Below are 17,418 nucleotides of genomic sequence, written 5' to 3'. Positions count from 1 at the left end.
GAATGTGCACCCTGACTTTATTAGCTACAGGGTCAAAAAAAACGGAGGTAAATCTTTCGACCTACCCCCGTCAAATTAACGCTCTCAATTGTATAAACGAAATAAATCGCTACGTGGTTTTGTGGATGTCAAAAAAAGCTTATAACAGGAAACAGGGACAACCTTTGCAGATATGTCCCTGTTATAATAGTTGGTTAGCCCACCACAGACTAACCTAAACCAAACAAACTACATCAATAACGCTCAAAATTTCAATTTGTTTTGATAAAATCTATTCCCACAAAAATGTGACATGAGCCTTAGCTCAATTGTAATGACTTCAATATAATCATCCAATTTTTCTGTTTTACCCTTATATTGTAATCACATAATCTAAAGACAATATATTATGGATCAGAAAATAATAAACCTTTACGACGAATATACGCACAGCTCATTGAGCCGAAAAGATTTTATGAAAAGGTTGGCAATATTGACTGGCAGCACTGCCCTCGCATTAACGGTATTACCGATATTAGAAAACAATTATGCAATAGGTGCGACATTGCAAGATGATAGCATTAGTACTGAGAATGTGACCTATCCTGGTGTGGATGGGGATATGAAAGCGGTGTTGGCAATGCCCAAAGACAAAAGGAAATTTGGCAGTGTATTGGTCATTCATGAAAACCGTGGATTGAACCCACACATTATCGACGTGACAAATCGTGTCGCCGCCGCAGGATTCATTGCTTTAGGAGTGGATGCTTTGTCTTCATTAGGCGGAACACCCGCAGATGAAGACAAGGGAAGAGAAATGATCGGTAAACTTGATCCTGCAAAAAATCTCCAAAACTATTTGAAAGGTTTGGGCTTTTTGAGAACACTTAAAAACGGTAATGGAAAAGTGGGTTGTGTAGGTTTCTGCTGGGGTGGTGGAATGGCCAATCAGCTGGCTGTTCGTGACTCGAAGTTGCAGGCTGCAGTTGCCTACTATGGCTCGCAGGCTCTGGCAGAAGATGTACCGAAGATCAAAGCCAGCCTAATGCTTCATTACGGCGGACTTGATGAGCGTATAAATGCAGGCATCCCTGCATATGAGTCCGCTCTGAAAGCCAACAATGTTGACTATAAAATCTTTATCTACAATGGGGTAAATCATGCATTCAATAACGATACCTCGCCTACCAGATACAACGAGGTTGCTGCTAGACTTGCTTGGGAAAGAACAATTGGTCTCTTTAAAATGGTATTATAACTCATTATGAACAAATTTAGTTTAGATGTTTGCATCCTTGTAAGCCTTGCTTTAAGCTTTCCCAGTACATTGGTAATTGCTCAGGATAAACTCAATATATCCGATTCTGAAACCATTACAGGTTTTGTTGGGGAACGTTTAATGAATTCTTACAACAATAGGATTTTAAAGCAAGATGTCGATATGCTTGTTGAGCCTTTCCGGTATCGGGAAGAAACAAGTCAGTGGCAGTGTGAGTTTTGGGGTAAATGGTTTACTTCCGGGGTGCTTGCGTATAGGTATCACCCAACATCAGCCTTAAAGACAAAACTTCAGGAGGCGGTTGAAGGACTTATCGCAACGCAAACTGCCGATGGATACATTGGAAACTATGCTCAAAACTCCAGGTTGAAGGAGTGGGATATCTGGGGAAGGAAATATTGCATGCTTGGGTTATTGGATTATTATGAGTTAACTAAGGATTTAAGTAGTCTTGAAGCGGCGAAGAAAGTCGCCGATAACCTGATGTCTGACCTAAAAAAAGCTGATGGGATCCTAGTAACAAAAGGCAATTACCGAGGTATGGCAGCCTCCTCAATCCTTGAGCCTATGTGCCAGCTTTACAGGGCAACTAAGAATAAAAAATATATTAGCTTCGCCGAAGAAATTATAAAACAATGGGAAAGACCTGATGGGCCTATGCTGATCAGTAAATCTGAAATTGATGTAGCAAAGCGCTTTCCTAAACCGGCCAGCTGGTATTCCTTCGAACAGGGGCAAAAGGCCTATGAAATGATGTCTTGCTACGAAGGGCTTCTTGAACTTTATCGAATAACTGGCAAGCCGGAATATAAAAAGGCAGTGGAAGATACATGGCAAAACATATATAATACAGAAATCAATATTGCTGGCTCAGGCGCTGCTTCAGAAATGTGGTTTGGAGGAAAGATTTTACAAACCAAACCAATCCATCACTACCAAGAGACCTGCGTAACCGTAACCTGGATTAAACTTTGCCATCAGCTTTTCCGCCTCACAGGCGAATCCAAGTATGCAGATGCGGCAGAGCAAAGCTTTTACAATGCGCTGCTTGGTTCAATGAGTTCTAATGGGTACGAATGGGCGAAATATACACCGTTGACTGGGTTGAGACTACCCGGAAGCGGCCAATGTGGGATGGATCTGAACTGCTGTGTTGCAAGTGGTCCACGTGCTTTATTTAACTTCCCTGCACACATGGTTATGAAAGCCCGTGATGCAATTTTCATCAACTATTACGCCGGCGGAGTATTCAAGACAACCACTCCAAAAGGAAAATTGATTGAATTGACCCAGCAAACATCTTACCCAAAGAATGGCCTTATTAGAATAATCCTTAAGCTAGCTAAACCGGAAACCTTTTCCATTAACCTAAGAATACCCTCCTGGAGTCTAAAAAATCGCTTGACCACAAATGGTACTCCAATCGATAATGTAACCCCGGGATATCAGGTTATAACCCGCACCTGGGAAAATGGTGATTTGATAGAACTGGAACTTGACATGCGCGGAAGAGTAGTTTATATGGGTGACAAGCCGGCATATGCTGCGATACTCAGAGGGCCAATTCTATTGGCCCGTGATGAGTCTTTAAAAGGGATAGATATGGCTGCAATTGTGAGTCCGGGAGGCAAAGATGGCTATGTCTCTTTACAAGAGGTAACTTCTACAAACTCATGGATGCAGTTTCGGTTACAATTTAGTCCCGAGTCTTACAAGGAAGGGGGAGACAAACCCGTTTATGTAGACTTCTGCGATTACGCTTCCGGAGGTAACCATAGCTCTTCTTCGTTCAGAACCTGGTTTCCACAGTTAATCGATCCTAAGAGTTTTTAGAATTCGATCAAAACTCCCAAGCGCTGTGATAACTTAGCTTTTCATCTGCATAGCTAACAAAATCTGCATAAAAGGGCAGTTTTGACAAAGTCGCACTGTCTCCAATAATAACAAGCTTTGATTTAGCTCGGGTCATAGCTACGTTCATTCGTCTGATATCGGAAAGGAAGCCGATCACCTGATCGTCGTTACTTCGCGTTAAACTTAGATAGATTATATCTCTTTCCTGGCCTTGGAAGCTATCTACAGTATTTATTGTAATCTTCTCCCAAATTTCTTTATCAATTCCACTTGTAGCTAATCCCGCACGAAGTAATTTAACTTGCTCCTGATAGGGAGCAATAATTCCAATCTTTGGAAACCCTTTTAAGTCGTAATGGGTTTTAAGTACGATTATATATTCGGCTAGATATTGCAAGAGGAAGTTGGCTTCATCGGGGTTTACTACGCTGGTTCCTTCTTGTTTCTCTTCAAACCCCCTTCCAGCAGTATCGATAAATTGCAACGGTTTATCATCCGAAAAAAGCAATCGGTCAGCTACCGAAGCATGTGCTTTTAATAGACCGCTATAAAATACACCAGAAGAATAGCCCATGATATTTTTATGCATCCTATATTGTTCTTCTAATAAAACTACAGCTTCAGGATGTAATGCTATGGCCTTTTCAAGTAGCGTTTTGCTTAGACCCTTTCTTGCCGCTTCTGCCGATTTTATAGTCGGACTCAGCTGACAATGATCACCCGCCAAAACCAATTTGGCTGATTTTAAAATTGGAATCCAACAACCTGGTTCTAATGCCTGACCAGCCTCGTCAATGATTACCGTTTGGAAATCAATATGCTTAATCAAACGGTGATTGGCGCCAACCAAAGTGGCTGTAATCACCTGCGCTTTAGCTAGTAGCTGATCAATAATGTATTGCTCCGTATTATCAGCTTCTTTTAAAATCCTATGTGCTTCATTAAACAACGCTTTTCGCTGCTCTTGTTCCGCCCGCCCAAAGCTACGCTTGTACTTGTGAGCCATTTTTTTATACTCTGCAGCCTGCTTCTTTAATTTCTTAATAGATTTTAATGATTCATGTTCAGCCATTTTTCCGTCAATAGTAAGCGACAATAATTTTGCTGAAACCCTGGCAGGGTTTCCAATTCTTAATACCTCAAGACCCTCATCTGCCAGCTTTTCTGTCAGCAAATCCACTGCAGTGTTGCTCGGCGCAACTACTAAGATCTGTTTTCCATTACTTTTTATCAGCGCTTTAATCGCTTGAACAAGCGTGGTGGTTTTCCCGGTTCCAGGCGGACCATGTACAATAGCAAGTTCATTTGCTTCCAGGATTTTTTGAACGGCTTCCTGTTGTTTTTCATTTAAAGTAGGGATTTCATACCGATAGTTCGTCGTCGTAAAACTAGGACTAACAGCACCTGTAAGCACCTTTAATAATGGAATTACTGGTAACTTCAACGCCCTACTTACTGCTGAATCTTGTAATAATGATGCGGCATTTTTTAACGCGAGATTCATCTCGTCATAGGTGTAGTTGTCAAATAGCAGGTCCACTCCAAGTTTTCCCTGGCGGCTCCACTCAGGAAGCTCGTCTACTTGTAGGCTTATCTTTAGTTTGCTGTCTCCAACAAAGTTTACTACACCCTCTATTCGATCATTTTCTGCGTTATGGTTTGAAAACAGGGCGACAGAGGATCCGAATCGAAACTGATGATTTATGTCCTGATGGGTGGTTCGTTCTAATTCTACCATCAAATAATCGCCTCTGCCAATCTCGTTGCCCCTAATTGCAACTGGATACCATGATAGGCCGTTTGTACGCCTTTCGGCAGCCGATGATGATACAGTTAGGTCGCTATATGCTTTAAGGTCTGCATTTTTTTCAATTTTAAGCAGCTGCATAAGTTGGTCGAAATATTCCATTGGCTGCAAAACTAATGCTTATTGTAATAAACAGTTTCAAATAAAACAGGTTTAATAGTAAGTTTAAACTTTTAAACAGTCAATCAATTCTATGATTTCCTATACCGAGAAGATAAAATTAAGCGCAAAGTCGATTGCAAATATTAAAGAAGGCAATCTTGATTCAAAAAAATTGGAAGCAATTCTCTCAGATTCAAAAGTGCTTTATACTTTGATATTAGATTATGAATATGGGAAAGGAAACCTACAGAATGTGGAGCTCGTTGATGATAGTTTGATATTTACTTCAGCGTATGGGGGAATACTGAAAGTTAGTTACGACATAAATGAGTTTTCGGTCTGCTCAGCTTTGGATTACACAGGAGAATATAAAATGCTCTTGAATTTTCAAATAGACGTACAAACAGGGGGAATTAGTTTGACAGGGGAGGAGCGTTACGAGTAGTTCAGGCAAATAAAAGCTTAAAAATATTTGCGAAGTGTAGCAATCGCCATTCTAAGCCTAGTTTTTACCGTTCCTAAAGGTATGTTCAACTCTTGGGCAACCTCAGATTGCGAGTATCCTTTGAAATAGATTAGATCCAGAATGGCCTTTTGGGGTGCGCATAAGTTCATGGTAAGCTTCTTCAATCCAATTGTTTCAGGGTTGTATACCATTTGATTGTTCATATCCACTTCTACAAACACATCTTCAAGATCAGAGTTTTTACGACTGTTAATATAGCCTCTTCCTCTTAACTGATCTATCGCCGTATTTCTCGCTAGCCGAGCCATCCAGGTAAATAACTTTCCCTTCGATTCCTGATATTGATCGATAGATTTCCATATTTTGACAAAGGTTTCCTGTAAAACATCTTCCGCAATTTCATCGAACTTTATAATTCTAGAAATTATTCCCATTAATGCCGGTGAATACATGGTATAAAGGATGGATATTGCTTTTTGATCTCCGGATTTTAAAGAATTAACTAAATTCCGCTCAGTGGAATTGACGTGGAGAATCAGGTTGTTACTGGTAGCAGGAAGTTTGTAAGAAGCAATCATAATTTTATCAATATGCTTTACTCTCTACAAACGGTGCGCCTATAACTTTCCTTATTCCTATTCGGAGTGTGAAAATTACCTCAAGCTGTACTCAAAGATGTATTAAGGCGGTATTTCAATCATTTATGCTTAGCTGATTGTTATTTTTTTCACGACAAAGGTAAATTGAAATAAAAAACTGACCCTTTTTCTGGCTCACTACTGGCCCAAATTTTACCGTTATGACGTTCAATAATCTCTGCACTTAGATAAAGGCCTATTCCAAATCCGGATATATGTTTTGTATTTAGGTTCTCCACTCGGTAGAACCTGTCAAACAACCTAGTAAGATCCTCCGAATTGATTCCAATGCCGTCGTCTTCCACAGTAACTTCCATAACATTTTCCTTTTGCGCGCACTTGACAACAATTTCACCACCACCAGGAGAATATTTAATCGCATTGCTTATCAAATTGGAAACGACGGAGCCAATCTTTTCTCTATCAGCGTTAACCTGAATATTTTCACACAAAGAAAGGTTAATTTTGTGACTAGTTATCGTAAATTGAAGCTCTTCAATTATTTCCTTCACTAATTCATCTATATTAAAAACCTGCTTTTCGATAAGAATTTTTCCAGACTCCAATCTTGAAATGTTGAGGAAGCCATTAATCATAGAACTCATTTTCTTGACTTGTACATTTGTTTTCTGCAAAAGACTGTAGCCAAAAGTATCCTCGGCTATCTTCGCTTTATTCGTAAGTAACTGAATGTAACCCATCACAGATGTAAGGGGTGTCTTTAATTCATGACTCACCATCCCGATAAAGTCATTTTTACGTAGCTCATTTTCCTTTTCTTCAGTAATGTCGATGATCAATCCCGAAAAGTGGCCTTGCTGCCTTCCATTTGCGGGATAAAGTTTTCCAAGAGCCCTGACCCACCTTTTTTTACCTTGAAAGCCGATAATTGGATGTTCCATATGATAGCTTGTGCCCTCGCGAAAGGATAACAAAATGGCAGCTCTGACAACTGACCTATGGTCTTCCGGGATCTTATTTATTACATCCTTATAGCTGACTTCTGCCTGCGTTGTCAGCCCAAACAACTGCTTTAGTCTGTTCGAAGTTATAAATTTACGTGTTTCTAACTCCATATGCCACGTCGCAGCTTCGGCAGCTTCCACTGAAAAACGCAACATTTCTTCTGCGCGTTCCAGTCGTTCGTTTGATAACGCAAGTTCTTCATTTGATGATAACATTTCTTCATTGATCGCTTGTAATTCTTCTGCTGTTTCCTCAATTTGATGCCGCGTCCGAACTTGTTCAGATACTTCTGTTCCGATCGCTATCAACCCATTTATGTTGCCCTCCAAATCAAATAATGGTTCATAAACAAAGTTAAGGTAGGCCGTTTCTAATTTGTTTTTTCTGAAAAGTTCTATTGGAAGCTCTGTTGCCACAAATGGCTCACCGCTTTCATATACATTATCTAGAAGATCTTTTATACCTTGAGATAGCAGCTCGGGCATAGCTTGCAAAATTGGTTTATTGAAAACATCAGCAGATTTCCGGCCCCAGAGTTCTAATGCTTTGGAATTCACAATCTCTACCACATACTCAGGTCCTCTCAAGATAGCGATAGCTACCGGGGCTTGTAAAATGATCAACCTTAGATTTCTTTCGTTTTCTTTCGTTTTCTTTTGCTGAAGAACCTTCTGCGTAGTTTCGTTGCAAGTCATTAAAACCCCGGCAACGATTCCTAGCTCATCATTCACTGGGCTAGCGCTTAGCGTAAGGTAAACATCTTTTCTTTTTTCCCGTCGATAAATGGGCAACATCTGGTCTTCAACCCAGACAGCGTCTCCGCCCTTCATAACATCTATTATCATAGGCTGTATCTTCACCCAGGTTTCTTTCCAGACTAATTCTCCGGTCGCCCCCGGATTTAAAGAGCTTAATGTGCTGTCACCTGAAATATAAATAAATGCATCATTGTAAAAGCAATTCAGTTCCTTACCCCAAAATAATAACATAGGGAATTTTGAATTTAGAATAATTCCAAGAGTTGTTTTAAGGCTTTGTTCCCACCTATGGGGATTGCCTAAACTGATCGTAGACCAATCAAATGAACGTAATAGCGTTCCCATTTCTCCCCCGCTATTTAGAAATGGATGATTTTGATGTTGAGGTTCTTCAGCTAATGACATATAACTAAAGTACAATATTTTCACCTAATATTTAATAAGATCTGTCGTGATTTTTATTAGATTTAATTCATGAAAACAGCTACTTACAATGTTAATGGTAAGCTTCCAGTTTTGCTCAAATGGCTTAAACAAGAGCAACCAGATATATTTTGCTTGCAAGAGTTAAAGGTACCTCAGGAAAAATTTCATGAGCAAGCAATTCTTTGATGCGGGATAGAATGCAATATGATAAGGACAAAAAAGTTGGAACGGTGTAGCAATTTTATCTCGGGGTTCTAGTGGGCTGCACTCCGAGTCTGGTAGATCGTAATCTTTAGTTGTTGACGATGTTAATGTTGGAAGATAGCGACAAAATTGAAGGGTTATTTAGAAAATGAAGAAAAAAGAAAACGGGGGCATAGTCTTAAAAGACCAAAATCCCCCGTTTAAATTAACGCTCTCAGGACAAATGTAAAACATTCATCTTGTATACACAACTATTTTTTATCTTATCTTTGATGAATGATTAGAAAGCGCTCTACGTCAGTGCGCAATGGGTCAGAAATTTCTTTGTCTCCGAGATTGGTGGGCTAATACTGGGCCGAATAGGTCATCCTCATCATTAATTTTGGAATTCAATGTTGTGATAGGGAAACGTTTGGGCTTCAAACACAAACAGTCAGTAAATCCAGCACAATTATTGCTTCTTTTTAAAAGATGAATAAAAATTTCTTTACAGTCGGAATAGGGGCCTCCGCAGGTGGACTCCAATCATTGAAAATTTTCTTTGATGCGGTCCGTATTGACCTTCCTGTTGCTTTCGTTGTAGTAACTCATCTGTCCAGAGATCACACTAGTTTACTAAATACGCTCTTGTTGCCACATACCAAGATGGAGGTTATCAGAGTGGAAAGGGATATGAATCTTATTTAAGGAAATGTTTATATTTTGATAGAAAATAAAACAATCAAAGTCAAAGAAGGGAGACTTATTGTTACTACTCGGGATGCGGCAATTGTAAACTCCGCTGTAGATATATTCTTCGAGTAACTCGCTAAAGACTTTGGTCGAAAAGCGGTAGGAATAATCATGTCTGGAGGTGGTAATGATGGCCTTGAAGGATCAAAACTGATAAATAAAATGGGAGGAAATGTCATGGTACAAGATCCAGAATCTGCGCAAGTTGATGGAATGCCCGTTTCAATTATTAGATTTGATTATCCAGTAGCAATACTTAATCCCAAGGAGCTTGCACAACAATTAAATAGATTGTGCACATTTGAACAAGAAATTAGTTAAGGTTTTACCAATCCTTTTACCAACCCTTTCCACTGTGGGTAAGAGAAACCAATCTTTGAACTCCAGCCAACAACGGTATTCCCTAAATTATCAAAAGTATGTGGTGTATCCCGATTGGGGATTTCGTTGCGACCGTGTTGTTCGGCAATTACAATTGCTTCGCTTCTTTTAATCTGGAATGTAGAGCTTGCTAAATCAGTTAAAAAATGAGCGGTATGTTGATCGTCGCTTAATGGATGAGCGGAGGGTCTTACCCTCATAGTCAAGACAGAAGCGTAGTTGCTGCTTTCTTCTAGAATAGCCTCTACAACTACCCAATAATAACCCTGAACCGTCTTTGTGCCCGGACCCGGAATATCAATTCTAATATAATCACCCTCAATTGCCGATCTTTCAGCCACTCTGCAGCTATGGTCAAAAAGTTTGAAAGACGATACTGGTAGATTAGCAAATTCAAACCAATTATTTACATCAAGTAACCGTTTTTTCACGACATCATAATGTGAAATTGCTTCTTTTGTTGTTGCGGATGTGGCGGTTGAACTTGCATTTATTTCCGAGCCGACCTTTTGTTCCGGTATATGCGCTCCGCCAAGACTGTTACTTTCTTTGTTGCTCATCAATTGCTTTTAATACTTACTGGGTTTAGGAGATAATTGGATGGTTTTATGTGTATCAAAGATACTTTGGCATATTTAATTAGTTATATAGCTTAACAATTTGATAACAGTGTTGTTTGAATGGATTCTTATCTAATCCAGCCGGCTGGGTTTTGCGCTTTAATACCCTTCCAGATTTGGAACTGCAAGTGTGGTTTGCCAGCTTCATTTCCAACGACACCTATGACTTGGTTTGTGCTTACTTTTTCACCAACTGAAACACTTACCGATTTTAGGTTATGGTATACGGTGTAATATGAGCCATGGCTGATCAGAACATAATACTTGCCGTATGGGCTAGCCACTTGTTTCACTGTTCCGTCGAATACCGTATGCACAGCAGCATTCTCTTCAGGCTCCAGATTAATTCCATCGTTATAATAAACCGCTTGACCCTCGGTGTGCTTTCCAAAACCCTCAGTAATTCTGCCAGCGACCGGTCTCGGTAGTGAACCTCTGTTTTTTTCAAAATCTGAGGATAGTTTAGTCAGAACAGTTGGAATAGCAACTGGAAGTTCTTTTACAATTTCTTTTGGTGCCGGTGGAATTGGCTTATTGGCTGCTTTGGCTTTTGCTATCTCCGCGGCTCTTATTTTCGCCTGGGTAATTCTTGCGCGTTCCTCAGCAGCTTTCCTTCTGGCTAATTCAAGTCTAGCGGCTTCCTCAGCTTTTTTCTTAGCAATCGCAATGTCTCTTAAAATAGCTGCACGAATCTGACCGTCTATTATTGTTTGCTTTTTTCTTCGCTCCAGGATACCTTGGCGGTATTGTTTCTCCTGAGTGCTATACTTACTAAGTGCTTTATCTTGCACTTCTTTATTTTGCCCAAGCTTGGTTTTTTCTGATTCCTGCTCTTTCATCAGGCTACTTTTTTCTTTCAAGTTTTTATCAAGGATTACAATCTTGTATTTTAGGTTTTTCTCTTTTCCTTGAATAAAACCTGCTTGCTTTTTACGGTAATTGCCAAACTGCTGAAGGTACTTCATTCTCATGTAAGCTTGGTGGAAATCACTCGAAGCAAAAATGAACATCATTTTTGTATAAGAGTTTTGATTTTTTTGAGCGAAGCGGATCATGCTTGCATACTCTTTTTTGAGCTGACCTAGTTGCCCCTTTAGATTATTGACGGTCTTGGAATTTTTATGGATTTCAAGATCTAATGACCTCATCTCAGAATTAATGATTTCGATTTTGTCCTGCATTAAAGAGATCTTTTTATTTAGATCAGCAATTTGCCTGATAGTAAGTTTTTTGTTGCTTGCTGCCTTATTTGCATTTCTCTGAAGCTCATCAATCTCGCGTTGCAACTGTTGTTTCTTCTTCTTCAGATCGACAGGGTTACTTTGTCCAAAAGCTAGAGTTCCGAAGAGAATTGTAGTGAGTAGGACGAACAGCAGTTTTTTTAACATCATTGCCGCAAAAGTATCAAAAATAATCCTGCAAGAAGTATTCCTGAGTGTTGCAGTAAATAGAGGAGTAAATGTTAAGATCTTTTATATTTGTTTGAAGCCTTCGCTTCATGTGTACCAATGGTTCTGATGCCTTGATATTTAGTAATTTACTCACCTGCTTGTCACCATTGACTGCCCATATCTTTTGCTCACCTGTAGCGATTTCGATATTGTAGTGCTCTTTTATAGTTTTAAAGAGTGAGACATTTTGCAAAGTCTTTCCCACAAATCGTGGAAGATTAAGATTTGTAATGTAAGTTTCCTCGTAAAGCACAGGAATATTGTCAATCTGCCGTAATCGACTAAAATAGATGCAACCTTTTTGCAATTCGATTTCATTCAATTCATAAAAGAAATCCAATGGCCAGCGCTGCTTAGTTTGCTTTTGTAATATTTGAGTGCTTAAGGACTGGTCACCAATACCCGCGCTTACACCTGCAAAGGAAAGAATGCCAAGCCCTTTTTTTGGTTCAATTACAATACTGCCCTTGCCGTGCTTTCGAGTGATGTAACCCATATTTATTAACCCGGAAAGTGCTTGGCGAATGGTTGCCCTTGTAGTGTTATAGGTTTTGCACAAGTCATTCTCTGATGGAAGCAGATCACCTTTTTTATATTTAGAGTCATCGATTGACATTTTGAGGTTGTCTATAACCTTTTTATACAGTGGAGTTGTTTCTTTCCTGATCATTAAGCAGCGTCTTGGGGTGTTTAACAAATATAAAATATTTCCTCATGTTTCCACTTGTATATACAAGTAGTAAAATATATATTTGATTATGAAAACCTATAAATTAAACAGACTCTTCAATAGCCAATCTGGAAATTGCTTTGATGTCGCGATTGACCACGGCTTCTTCAATGAGAGTAGTTTTTTGAGTGGTATAGAAAATATACAGCGGGCAGTTAATAAATTGGTAGAAGCTGCCCCAGACGCTATTCAGTTGACTATCGGGCAAGCGCAATATCTTCAGTCTATCCCAGGGCGCCATAAGCCCTCTCTTGTCTTGAGAACTGATGTAGCCAATGTTTACGGAAAGGAATTGCCCTCCAAGTTGTTTAGTAGAATGATAGAAAATCCGGTAGAGCAGGCTGTTCGTCTAGATGCTACCTGCGTGGTTGTCAATTTATTCAGTATACCAAATGAACCTGAAGTAATGGATCAATGCATCCAGAACATCTTAAAAATCAAACCCGTTTGTGAGCATTATTGCATGCCATTGATGATTGAACCTTTGGTTTTTCAAGAAAATAATACCGCTGGTGGTTATATGGTGGATGGCGATCCAAATAAAATAATTCCGCTGGTAAGGCAGGGTGTTGAATTGGGGGCCGACATTATAAAGGCTGATCCGACAAACGACGTAAATGATTATCACCGTGTAGTTGAAATAGCAGGGAATATACCCGTGTTGGTAAGAGGTGGGGGAAAAGCAAGTGATCACGAGATCTTAGATAGAACCTATAGATTGATGCAGCAAGGAATAAAAGGGATTGTTTACGGTCGTAATGTAATCCAACATCACAGTCCTGCCGGGATGATTAAAGCGTTGATGTCAATAGTTCATGAGGGTGCTACTGCTGAACAGGCGTTCAAATTTATTTAGTAATGGAAAAGGTTAATGTTGGGATTATTGGCGGTGGCTTGATGGGTAAGGAGGCTGCAAGTGCTTTTGGAAGATGGTTTGCATTAAATGATTTTCCTGTGGCGGTTGAACTGGTAGCAGTTTGCGACTTAAATGAACACGTTTTAGATTGGTATAGAAAAGTTCCTACAGTAAAGGTGCTTACTACGAATTACAAGGAGCTGCTCGCTAATTCAGAAATTGACGTTGTTTATGTGGCATTGCCTCATAATTTGCATAAAGAATATTATATTGAGGTGTTGGAATCGGGGAAGGATTTGTTGGCCGAGAAACCTTTCGGTATTGATCTCAACGCTGCCTTAGCTATTGAAGAAGTGGCTAAGCGCTTGGGAAGATTTGTTAGGTGTAGCTCTGAGATGCCGTTTCTACCCGGACCACAACGTGTGATTAATGAAGTTCAATCCGGAAGGTTGGGTGAGATTATTGAAGTAAAAGCAGGTTTTCTACATTCAAGTGATCTTGATCGAAAAAAACCAATTAACTGGAAGCGACAAAATAAGTTTTGCGGAGAGATAGGGGTAATGGGAGATTTAGGCATGCATGTTTTACATGTTCCATTACGTTTAGGTTGGAAGCCTAACCTGGTCTATGCGCAACTTCAGAAAATCATAACAGAAAGACCGGATGGCAAAGGCGGGACAGCAACATGTGACACCTGGAATAATGCCACTTTGAATACTGAGGTCGAAATTGAAGGAAATAATGTGCCAATGACTTTGGAAATGAAAAGAATTGCTCCTGGAGAAACTAATACCTGGTATATTGAGATTTTAGGTACAAATGGGGGAGTTAAATATAGCACCAAAGATACAAAAGCGCTTTGGAACTTTAGTTTGCAAAATGAAGAACAGTATTGGCAAAGAACAGATCTTGGATTTAAAGGTTTGGTGTTTCCAACCATAACAGGCGGTATTTTTGAAGCTGGTTTCTCTGATTGCTTTATGCAAATGCTTGCTGCATACTTTGCCGAGCGAGCCGGAAAGCTATCTGGTAGGTTTGGCTGTGTGACACCGCAGGAAGCCGTTGCCAGTCATTCTTTATTTGATGCTGCTTTAAAATCTCATGCAGTGAGTAGAGTGCAAAATATTACTTACAATTAAACTATCGACATGAAACGATCGGAAATTAATAAGGCAATAAGTGATGCGGGTATCTTTTTTAAGAAGAACTGCTGGACGCTGCCTCCAAATCCAAGATGGGATGTTACAGACTTCGGGCTGGGATCTTTCTTAAACTGTGGACTGGTGTTGGTTAACCTTGCTGAAGAAGAAGAATACTGCGAGAAAGTCATGTATGCTATTGAAGGCCAGATTACGCCAGCTCATACACATCAAAAGAAGAAGGAAGATATCATCTGCAGAACAGGAGTATTGGTAGTTCAGCTTTGGAGCCAGAATCCGCAAATACAAAAAACTAGAGGCAGGTTTAATGTTAAAATAAATGGGCAAAGTTGCCTGATTACATCTGGAGAGAAAATAAAACTTCATGCAGGAAATAGGGTGACCATTGATCCCGGCGTGTGGCATGAGTTTTACCCGGACTCAGAAAAATGTGTAATTGGTGAAGTCTCCACCGCCAACGATGACCTCAGCGATAATTTCTTTTCGAACGAAGAAATTGGAAGGTACACTGAAATTATAGAAGACGAATTAAGAATCGTTAAGTTACTTAGTGAAAACTAAAAAATGAGAAACGGAATATTAGTCGGCGGAAACTGGATAATTGACCAGGTGAAAATCATAGATACTTTTCCAGAGGAAGAGAAGTTAGTGACGATATTTTCTGAATGCTTGAGTAATGGTGGTTCTGCATACAATATTTTGAAAGATCTTGTAAAACTACAAGCAGATTTTCCGTTAAGTGGTCTTGGTTTAGTTGGAGATGATGAACGTGGCGAGTATATCATAAATGAGTGTGAAGAATTGGAAATCGACACTACTCAATTAAGGAAGATTTTGTCTGCTTATACATCTTATACCGATGTAATGACTGTAAAATCTAGTGGAAAACGGACATTCTTTCACCAACGAGGTGCCAATGCGCTTTTGGATATTGATCATTTTGATTTTTCTATTTCGAATGCAAAGATGTTTCATTTAGGGTATCTGTTGCTGTTAGATAAGCTGGATATTTTAGAATCCGACGGTTTGACCAGAGCTGCCAGAGTACTCAAGCGTGCAAAGAGTTTCGGTTTTATTACATCCGTGGATGTAGTGAGCGAAGATTCTGATCGTTTCAGTAGCTTAATTCCACCCGCATTACCGTATATTGATTATCTTTTTGTTAATGAATATGAAGCTTGCATGATTACCGGAATAGCCACATCAATAGGTGGGGAACCCAATAGAGCGTATTGTCAACAAGCAGCTTTAAAAATCATTGAAATGGGGGTTAACCGATGGGTTGTCGTCCATTTTCCCAGTGGCGCCATTGCGGTAAGCAGTACCAGTCAGGTTATATTCCAACCAAGTATCAACATTCCTGAAGAAATGGTTGTTGGGGCTGTTGGCGCCGGTGATGCTTTCGCTGCCGGGGTATTATTGGGCGTCCACAACGAACAGTCGATGGAAAAGAGTTTAAAGTTAGGTATTTGTGCTGCTGCATCAAGTTTGTTTGCTTCAACATCATCCGACGGGATATTAACATACACGGAATGTCTTTTTTTAGACAATAAATTTGGGTATAGAAGCGGCTTTTGAGCAACCTCGCAATCAAACAAAAGGCATTAGCCGGTGTTTGTTATTTAAATAATATTAAACATTATGAAAAACGAAAAGAACATTGCCTTATTAAAAGATATGATAGATGAAGTGCGCATTTGTATGTTCACGACGCTTTCTGAGAAAGATGAGTTTTCCAGCAGACCAATGGGTACTGTAAAGGTAGAAGATGACGGAAGCATTTGGTTCTTTACTAATGAGTACTCTCTTAAAACTAAAGAAATTTCAAAGGAAAATCAGGTTACATTAGGTTATAGCGATCCGTCTAGCAATACTTATGTTTCGGTAAACGGAAAAGCTGAGCTTGTTGATGACAAAGCTAAAAAGGAAGCGTACTTTTCAGCAGCGATAAAAGCTTGGTTTCCTGATGGCTTGGAGGATCCGCGTTTGATTCTTATAAAAGTTGAGCCTAGGGTAGCTGAATATTGGGATAGCAGCTCATCAAAAATGGTAGTAGCTTTCAATATGCTTAAAGCAATTGTTACTGCTACCACTTTTGATGAGGGTAAACATGATAGAATCAGCTTTTAATCTGCAATTACTCCATTTTTGTACATGTCATTGAGCAATTTCTTCGTGAATTCTGAAGCTAGCGCCTTTGGACTGCTTGGATTGAAAGTTTTTGTCTTAGCCGAATAGAGAAGTTTATCTGCCTGTAAGCCATATACGCTACCTTCCAAAATAAATCTATTATCATCTGAAATGTACCCAGGCGTGTAAATTCTACCATAAAAATTACTGTAATAGTGGTTGTAGTAGCCCCAGAATCTATATGGATATGGGGCTATTCCTATTCCGCCCCTTTTGTAACTGGATTCTTTGGTCTTATCCAGTAATGCGATTGTGAATGCACCGTCAAACCCCTGATCTTTTATTTTCTTCATGGCAGTTTTTTCATCAAGCGATTTTAGGGCATCAATACCAAATTCTTCTATTGCAGAGCCTGCATTAATCCCTCTGTCCTGAAGGCTTTCAACCATTATTTTTTCCATATTTGCCCGAAGCTTTTTATCTTGATCACCCATCATAGCCATTACAAGGACTTTACTGCTCTTTGGGAGTTTAGAATTGGGGGCAGCGTAAGAACTCAAAAGTTTGGTGTTGGAGCAAGAGGTTAATAATGCAAATGCTGCAAAAATCGCAAGAGCTGCAGTTTTAAAAAATGTTTTCATATGGCTTAGCGTTTATGTGTTCATAACAATTTACGAAATAATTTTGATGCTTGCATGGCTGAGCTAAACATTTGATAAACAGCTTACAACTCAAGGTATCATGCAGTGCTAAATTTATTTCAGGACCTCGATATGCATATTTGAGGTCCTGTACTTCGGCTGGGACGATGGGGTAAAAGTAAAGATGACGATGGATAACCGCTGGAACGATGAAACAAAAAAACCGGCTGCTGAGCCG

The 17,418-nt window shown here is 39.6% G+C and carries 16 protein-coding genes and 1 pseudogene; 10 read left to right on the top strand and 7 right to left on the bottom strand.

The genetic code is table 11. The annotated features are described in order from the left end of the window. The first annotated feature begins 388 nt into the window (after positions 1–388). On the top strand, positions 389–1,237 hold the full coding sequence (locus ACHFIZ_RS07460) for a dienelactone hydrolase family protein (RefSeq protein WP_410884405.1): 849 nt from the start codon (positions 389–391) through the stop codon (positions 1,235–1,237). 6 nt (positions 1,238–1,243) lie between these two features. Beyond that, positions 1,244–3,091 (top strand): glycoside hydrolase family 127 protein, encoded by a 1,848-nt coding sequence (locus tag ACHFIZ_RS07455; RefSeq protein WP_410884403.1) that lies wholly within the window; start codon positions 1,244–1,246, stop codon positions 3,089–3,091. A 7-nt stretch (positions 3,092–3,098) separates the two neighbouring features. Here ACHFIZ_RS07455 and ACHFIZ_RS07450 read toward each other — a convergent pair whose 3' ends face one another. Further along, positions 3,099–5,021, bottom strand: coding sequence for an AAA domain-containing protein (locus tag ACHFIZ_RS07450; RefSeq protein ID WP_410884401.1), 1,923 nt, complete (start codon positions 5,019–5,021; stop codon positions 3,099–3,101). 91 nt (positions 5,022–5,112) lie between these two features. Between ACHFIZ_RS07450 and ACHFIZ_RS07445 the strand changes: the two genes are divergently transcribed. Then, positions 5,113–5,466 (top strand): hypothetical protein, encoded by a 354-nt coding sequence (locus tag ACHFIZ_RS07445; RefSeq protein ID WP_410884399.1) that lies wholly within the window; start codon positions 5,113–5,115, stop codon positions 5,464–5,466. A 17-nt stretch (positions 5,467–5,483) separates the two neighbouring features. Here the strand turns inward: ACHFIZ_RS07445 and ACHFIZ_RS07440 are convergent, their stop codons facing one another. Both ACHFIZ_RS07440 and ACHFIZ_RS07435 read right to left on the bottom strand, forming a co-directional pair. Further along, complete coding sequence (locus tag ACHFIZ_RS07440) at positions 5,484–6,065, bottom strand: RNA polymerase sigma factor (protein WP_410884397.1); 582 nt, start codon at positions 6,063–6,065, stop codon at positions 5,484–5,486. A 149-nt stretch (positions 6,066–6,214) separates the two neighbouring features. After that, a complete protein-coding gene (locus ACHFIZ_RS07435; RefSeq protein WP_410884395.1) occupies positions 6,215–8,254 on the bottom strand; it encodes an ATP-binding protein in 2,040 nt (679 codons plus the stop codon). A 69-nt stretch (positions 8,255–8,323) separates the two neighbouring features. On the opposite strand from ACHFIZ_RS07435, the gene ACHFIZ_RS07430 reads away from it, so the two are divergent. After that, positions 8,324–8,461: an endonuclease/exonuclease/phosphatase family protein gene (locus ACHFIZ_RS07430; RefSeq protein ID WP_410884393.1), complete on the top strand. Its 138-nt coding sequence runs from the start codon at positions 8,324–8,326 to the stop codon at positions 8,459–8,461. Positions 8,462–8,950: 489 nt separating this feature from the next. Further along, a pseudogene (locus ACHFIZ_RS07425) lies at positions 8,951–9,532 on the top strand (chemotaxis protein CheB). Here ACHFIZ_RS07425 and ACHFIZ_RS07420 read toward each other — a convergent pair. The 3 genes from ACHFIZ_RS07420 to ACHFIZ_RS07410 all read right to left on the bottom strand — a co-directional run bounded on the left by ACHFIZ_RS07420 (position 9,529) and on the right by ACHFIZ_RS07410 (position 12,333). Beyond that, positions 9,529–10,152: a hypothetical protein gene (locus ACHFIZ_RS07420; protein WP_410884391.1), complete on the bottom strand. Its 624-nt coding sequence runs from the start codon at positions 10,150–10,152 to the stop codon at positions 9,529–9,531. The pseudogene ACHFIZ_RS07425 and the gene ACHFIZ_RS07420 overlap by 4 nt on opposite strands. A 128-nt stretch (positions 10,153–10,280) precedes the next feature. Next, on the bottom strand, positions 10,281–11,603 hold the full coding sequence (locus ACHFIZ_RS07415) for a murein hydrolase activator EnvC family protein (protein WP_410884389.1): 1,323 nt from the start codon (positions 11,601–11,603) through the stop codon (positions 10,281–10,283). A 13-nt stretch (positions 11,604–11,616) separates the two neighbouring features. Beyond that, positions 11,617–12,333: a GntR family transcriptional regulator gene (locus ACHFIZ_RS07410; RefSeq protein ID WP_410884387.1), complete on the bottom strand. Its 717-nt coding sequence runs from the start codon at positions 12,331–12,333 to the stop codon at positions 11,617–11,619. 88 nt (positions 12,334–12,421) lie between these two features. Between ACHFIZ_RS07410 and ACHFIZ_RS07405 the strand changes: the two genes are divergently transcribed. From ACHFIZ_RS07405 to ACHFIZ_RS07385, 5 genes are all read left to right on the top strand, one after another. Continuing rightward, positions 12,422–13,249, top strand: a complete 828-nt coding sequence (locus tag ACHFIZ_RS07405; RefSeq protein WP_410884385.1) for a class I fructose-bisphosphate aldolase — start codon at positions 12,422–12,424, stop codon at positions 13,247–13,249. Between the two features lie 2 nt (positions 13,250–13,251). Further along, entirely contained in the window at positions 13,252–14,388 is a 1,137-nt protein-coding gene (locus tag ACHFIZ_RS07400; RefSeq protein WP_410884383.1) for a Gfo/Idh/MocA family protein, read from the top strand. 9 nt (positions 14,389–14,397) lie between these two features. After that, the gene (locus ACHFIZ_RS07395; protein ID WP_410884381.1) at positions 14,398–14,970 is read left to right on the top strand and encodes a D-lyxose/D-mannose family sugar isomerase; all 573 of its coding nucleotides are present in this window, start codon (positions 14,398–14,400) and stop codon (positions 14,968–14,970) included. Positions 14,971–14,973: 3 nt separating this feature from the next. Continuing rightward, the gene (locus ACHFIZ_RS07390; protein WP_410884379.1) at positions 14,974–15,987 is read left to right on the top strand and encodes a carbohydrate kinase family protein; all 1,014 of its coding nucleotides are present in this window, start codon (positions 14,974–14,976) and stop codon (positions 15,985–15,987) included. A 63-nt stretch (positions 15,988–16,050) separates the two neighbouring features. Further along, positions 16,051–16,539 (top strand): pyridoxamine 5'-phosphate oxidase family protein, encoded by a 489-nt coding sequence (locus ACHFIZ_RS07385; protein WP_410884377.1) that lies wholly within the window; start codon positions 16,051–16,053, stop codon positions 16,537–16,539. Here the strand turns inward: ACHFIZ_RS07385 and ACHFIZ_RS07380 are convergent. After that, on the bottom strand, positions 16,536–17,180 hold the full coding sequence (locus tag ACHFIZ_RS07380; RefSeq protein WP_410884376.1) for a hypothetical protein: 645 nt from the start codon (positions 17,178–17,180) through the stop codon (positions 16,536–16,538). The genes ACHFIZ_RS07385 and ACHFIZ_RS07380 overlap by 4 nt on opposite strands. Between the last annotated feature and the right edge of the window lie 238 nt (positions 17,181–17,418).

Origin of the sequence: Pedobacter sp. JCM 36344 (assembly GCF_046546555.1) — a bacterium.
GTDB lineage: Bacteria > Bacteroidota > Bacteroidia > Sphingobacteriales > Sphingobacteriaceae > Pedobacter.
This window is presented reverse-complemented; position numbering and strand designations above follow the sequence as displayed.

Coding starts and splice junctions, on each gene's coding strand:
- ACHFIZ_RS07460 (WP_410884405.1), top strand. CDS start 389: ATGGATCAGAAAATAATAAACCTTTACGACGAATATACGCACAGCTCA.
- ACHFIZ_RS07455 (WP_410884403.1), top strand. CDS start 1,244: ATGAACAAATTTAGTTTAGATGTTTGCATCCTTGTAAGCCTTGCTTTA.
- ACHFIZ_RS07450 (WP_410884401.1), bottom strand. CDS start 5,021: ATGGAATATTTCGACCAACTTATGCAGCTGCTTAAAATTGAAAAAAAT.
- ACHFIZ_RS07445 (WP_410884399.1), top strand. CDS start 5,113: ATGATTTCCTATACCGAGAAGATAAAATTAAGCGCAAAGTCGATTGCA.
- ACHFIZ_RS07440 (WP_410884397.1), bottom strand. CDS start 6,065: ATGATTGCTTCTTACAAACTTCCTGCTACCAGTAACAACCTGATTCTC.
- ACHFIZ_RS07435 (WP_410884395.1), bottom strand. CDS start 8,254: ATGTCATTAGCTGAAGAACCTCAACATCAAAATCATCCATTTCTAAAT.
- ACHFIZ_RS07430 (WP_410884393.1), top strand. CDS start 8,324: ATGAAAACAGCTACTTACAATGTTAATGGTAAGCTTCCAGTTTTGCTC.
- ACHFIZ_RS07420 (WP_410884391.1), bottom strand. CDS start 10,152: ATGAGCAACAAAGAAAGTAACAGTCTTGGCGGAGCGCATATACCGGAA.
- ACHFIZ_RS07415 (WP_410884389.1), bottom strand. CDS start 11,603: ATGATGTTAAAAAAACTGCTGTTCGTCCTACTCACTACAATTCTCTTC.
- ACHFIZ_RS07410 (WP_410884387.1), bottom strand. CDS start 12,333: ATGATCAGGAAAGAAACAACTCCACTGTATAAAAAGGTTATAGACAAC.
- ACHFIZ_RS07405 (WP_410884385.1), top strand. CDS start 12,422: ATGAAAACCTATAAATTAAACAGACTCTTCAATAGCCAATCTGGAAAT.
- ACHFIZ_RS07400 (WP_410884383.1), top strand. CDS start 13,252: ATGGAAAAGGTTAATGTTGGGATTATTGGCGGTGGCTTGATGGGTAAG.
- ACHFIZ_RS07395 (WP_410884381.1), top strand. CDS start 14,398: ATGAAACGATCGGAAATTAATAAGGCAATAAGTGATGCGGGTATCTTT.
- ACHFIZ_RS07390 (WP_410884379.1), top strand. CDS start 14,974: ATGAGAAACGGAATATTAGTCGGCGGAAACTGGATAATTGACCAGGTG.
- ACHFIZ_RS07385 (WP_410884377.1), top strand. CDS start 16,051: ATGAAAAACGAAAAGAACATTGCCTTATTAAAAGATATGATAGATGAA.
- ACHFIZ_RS07380 (WP_410884376.1), bottom strand. CDS start 17,180: ATGAAAACATTTTTTAAAACTGCAGCTCTTGCGATTTTTGCAGCATTT.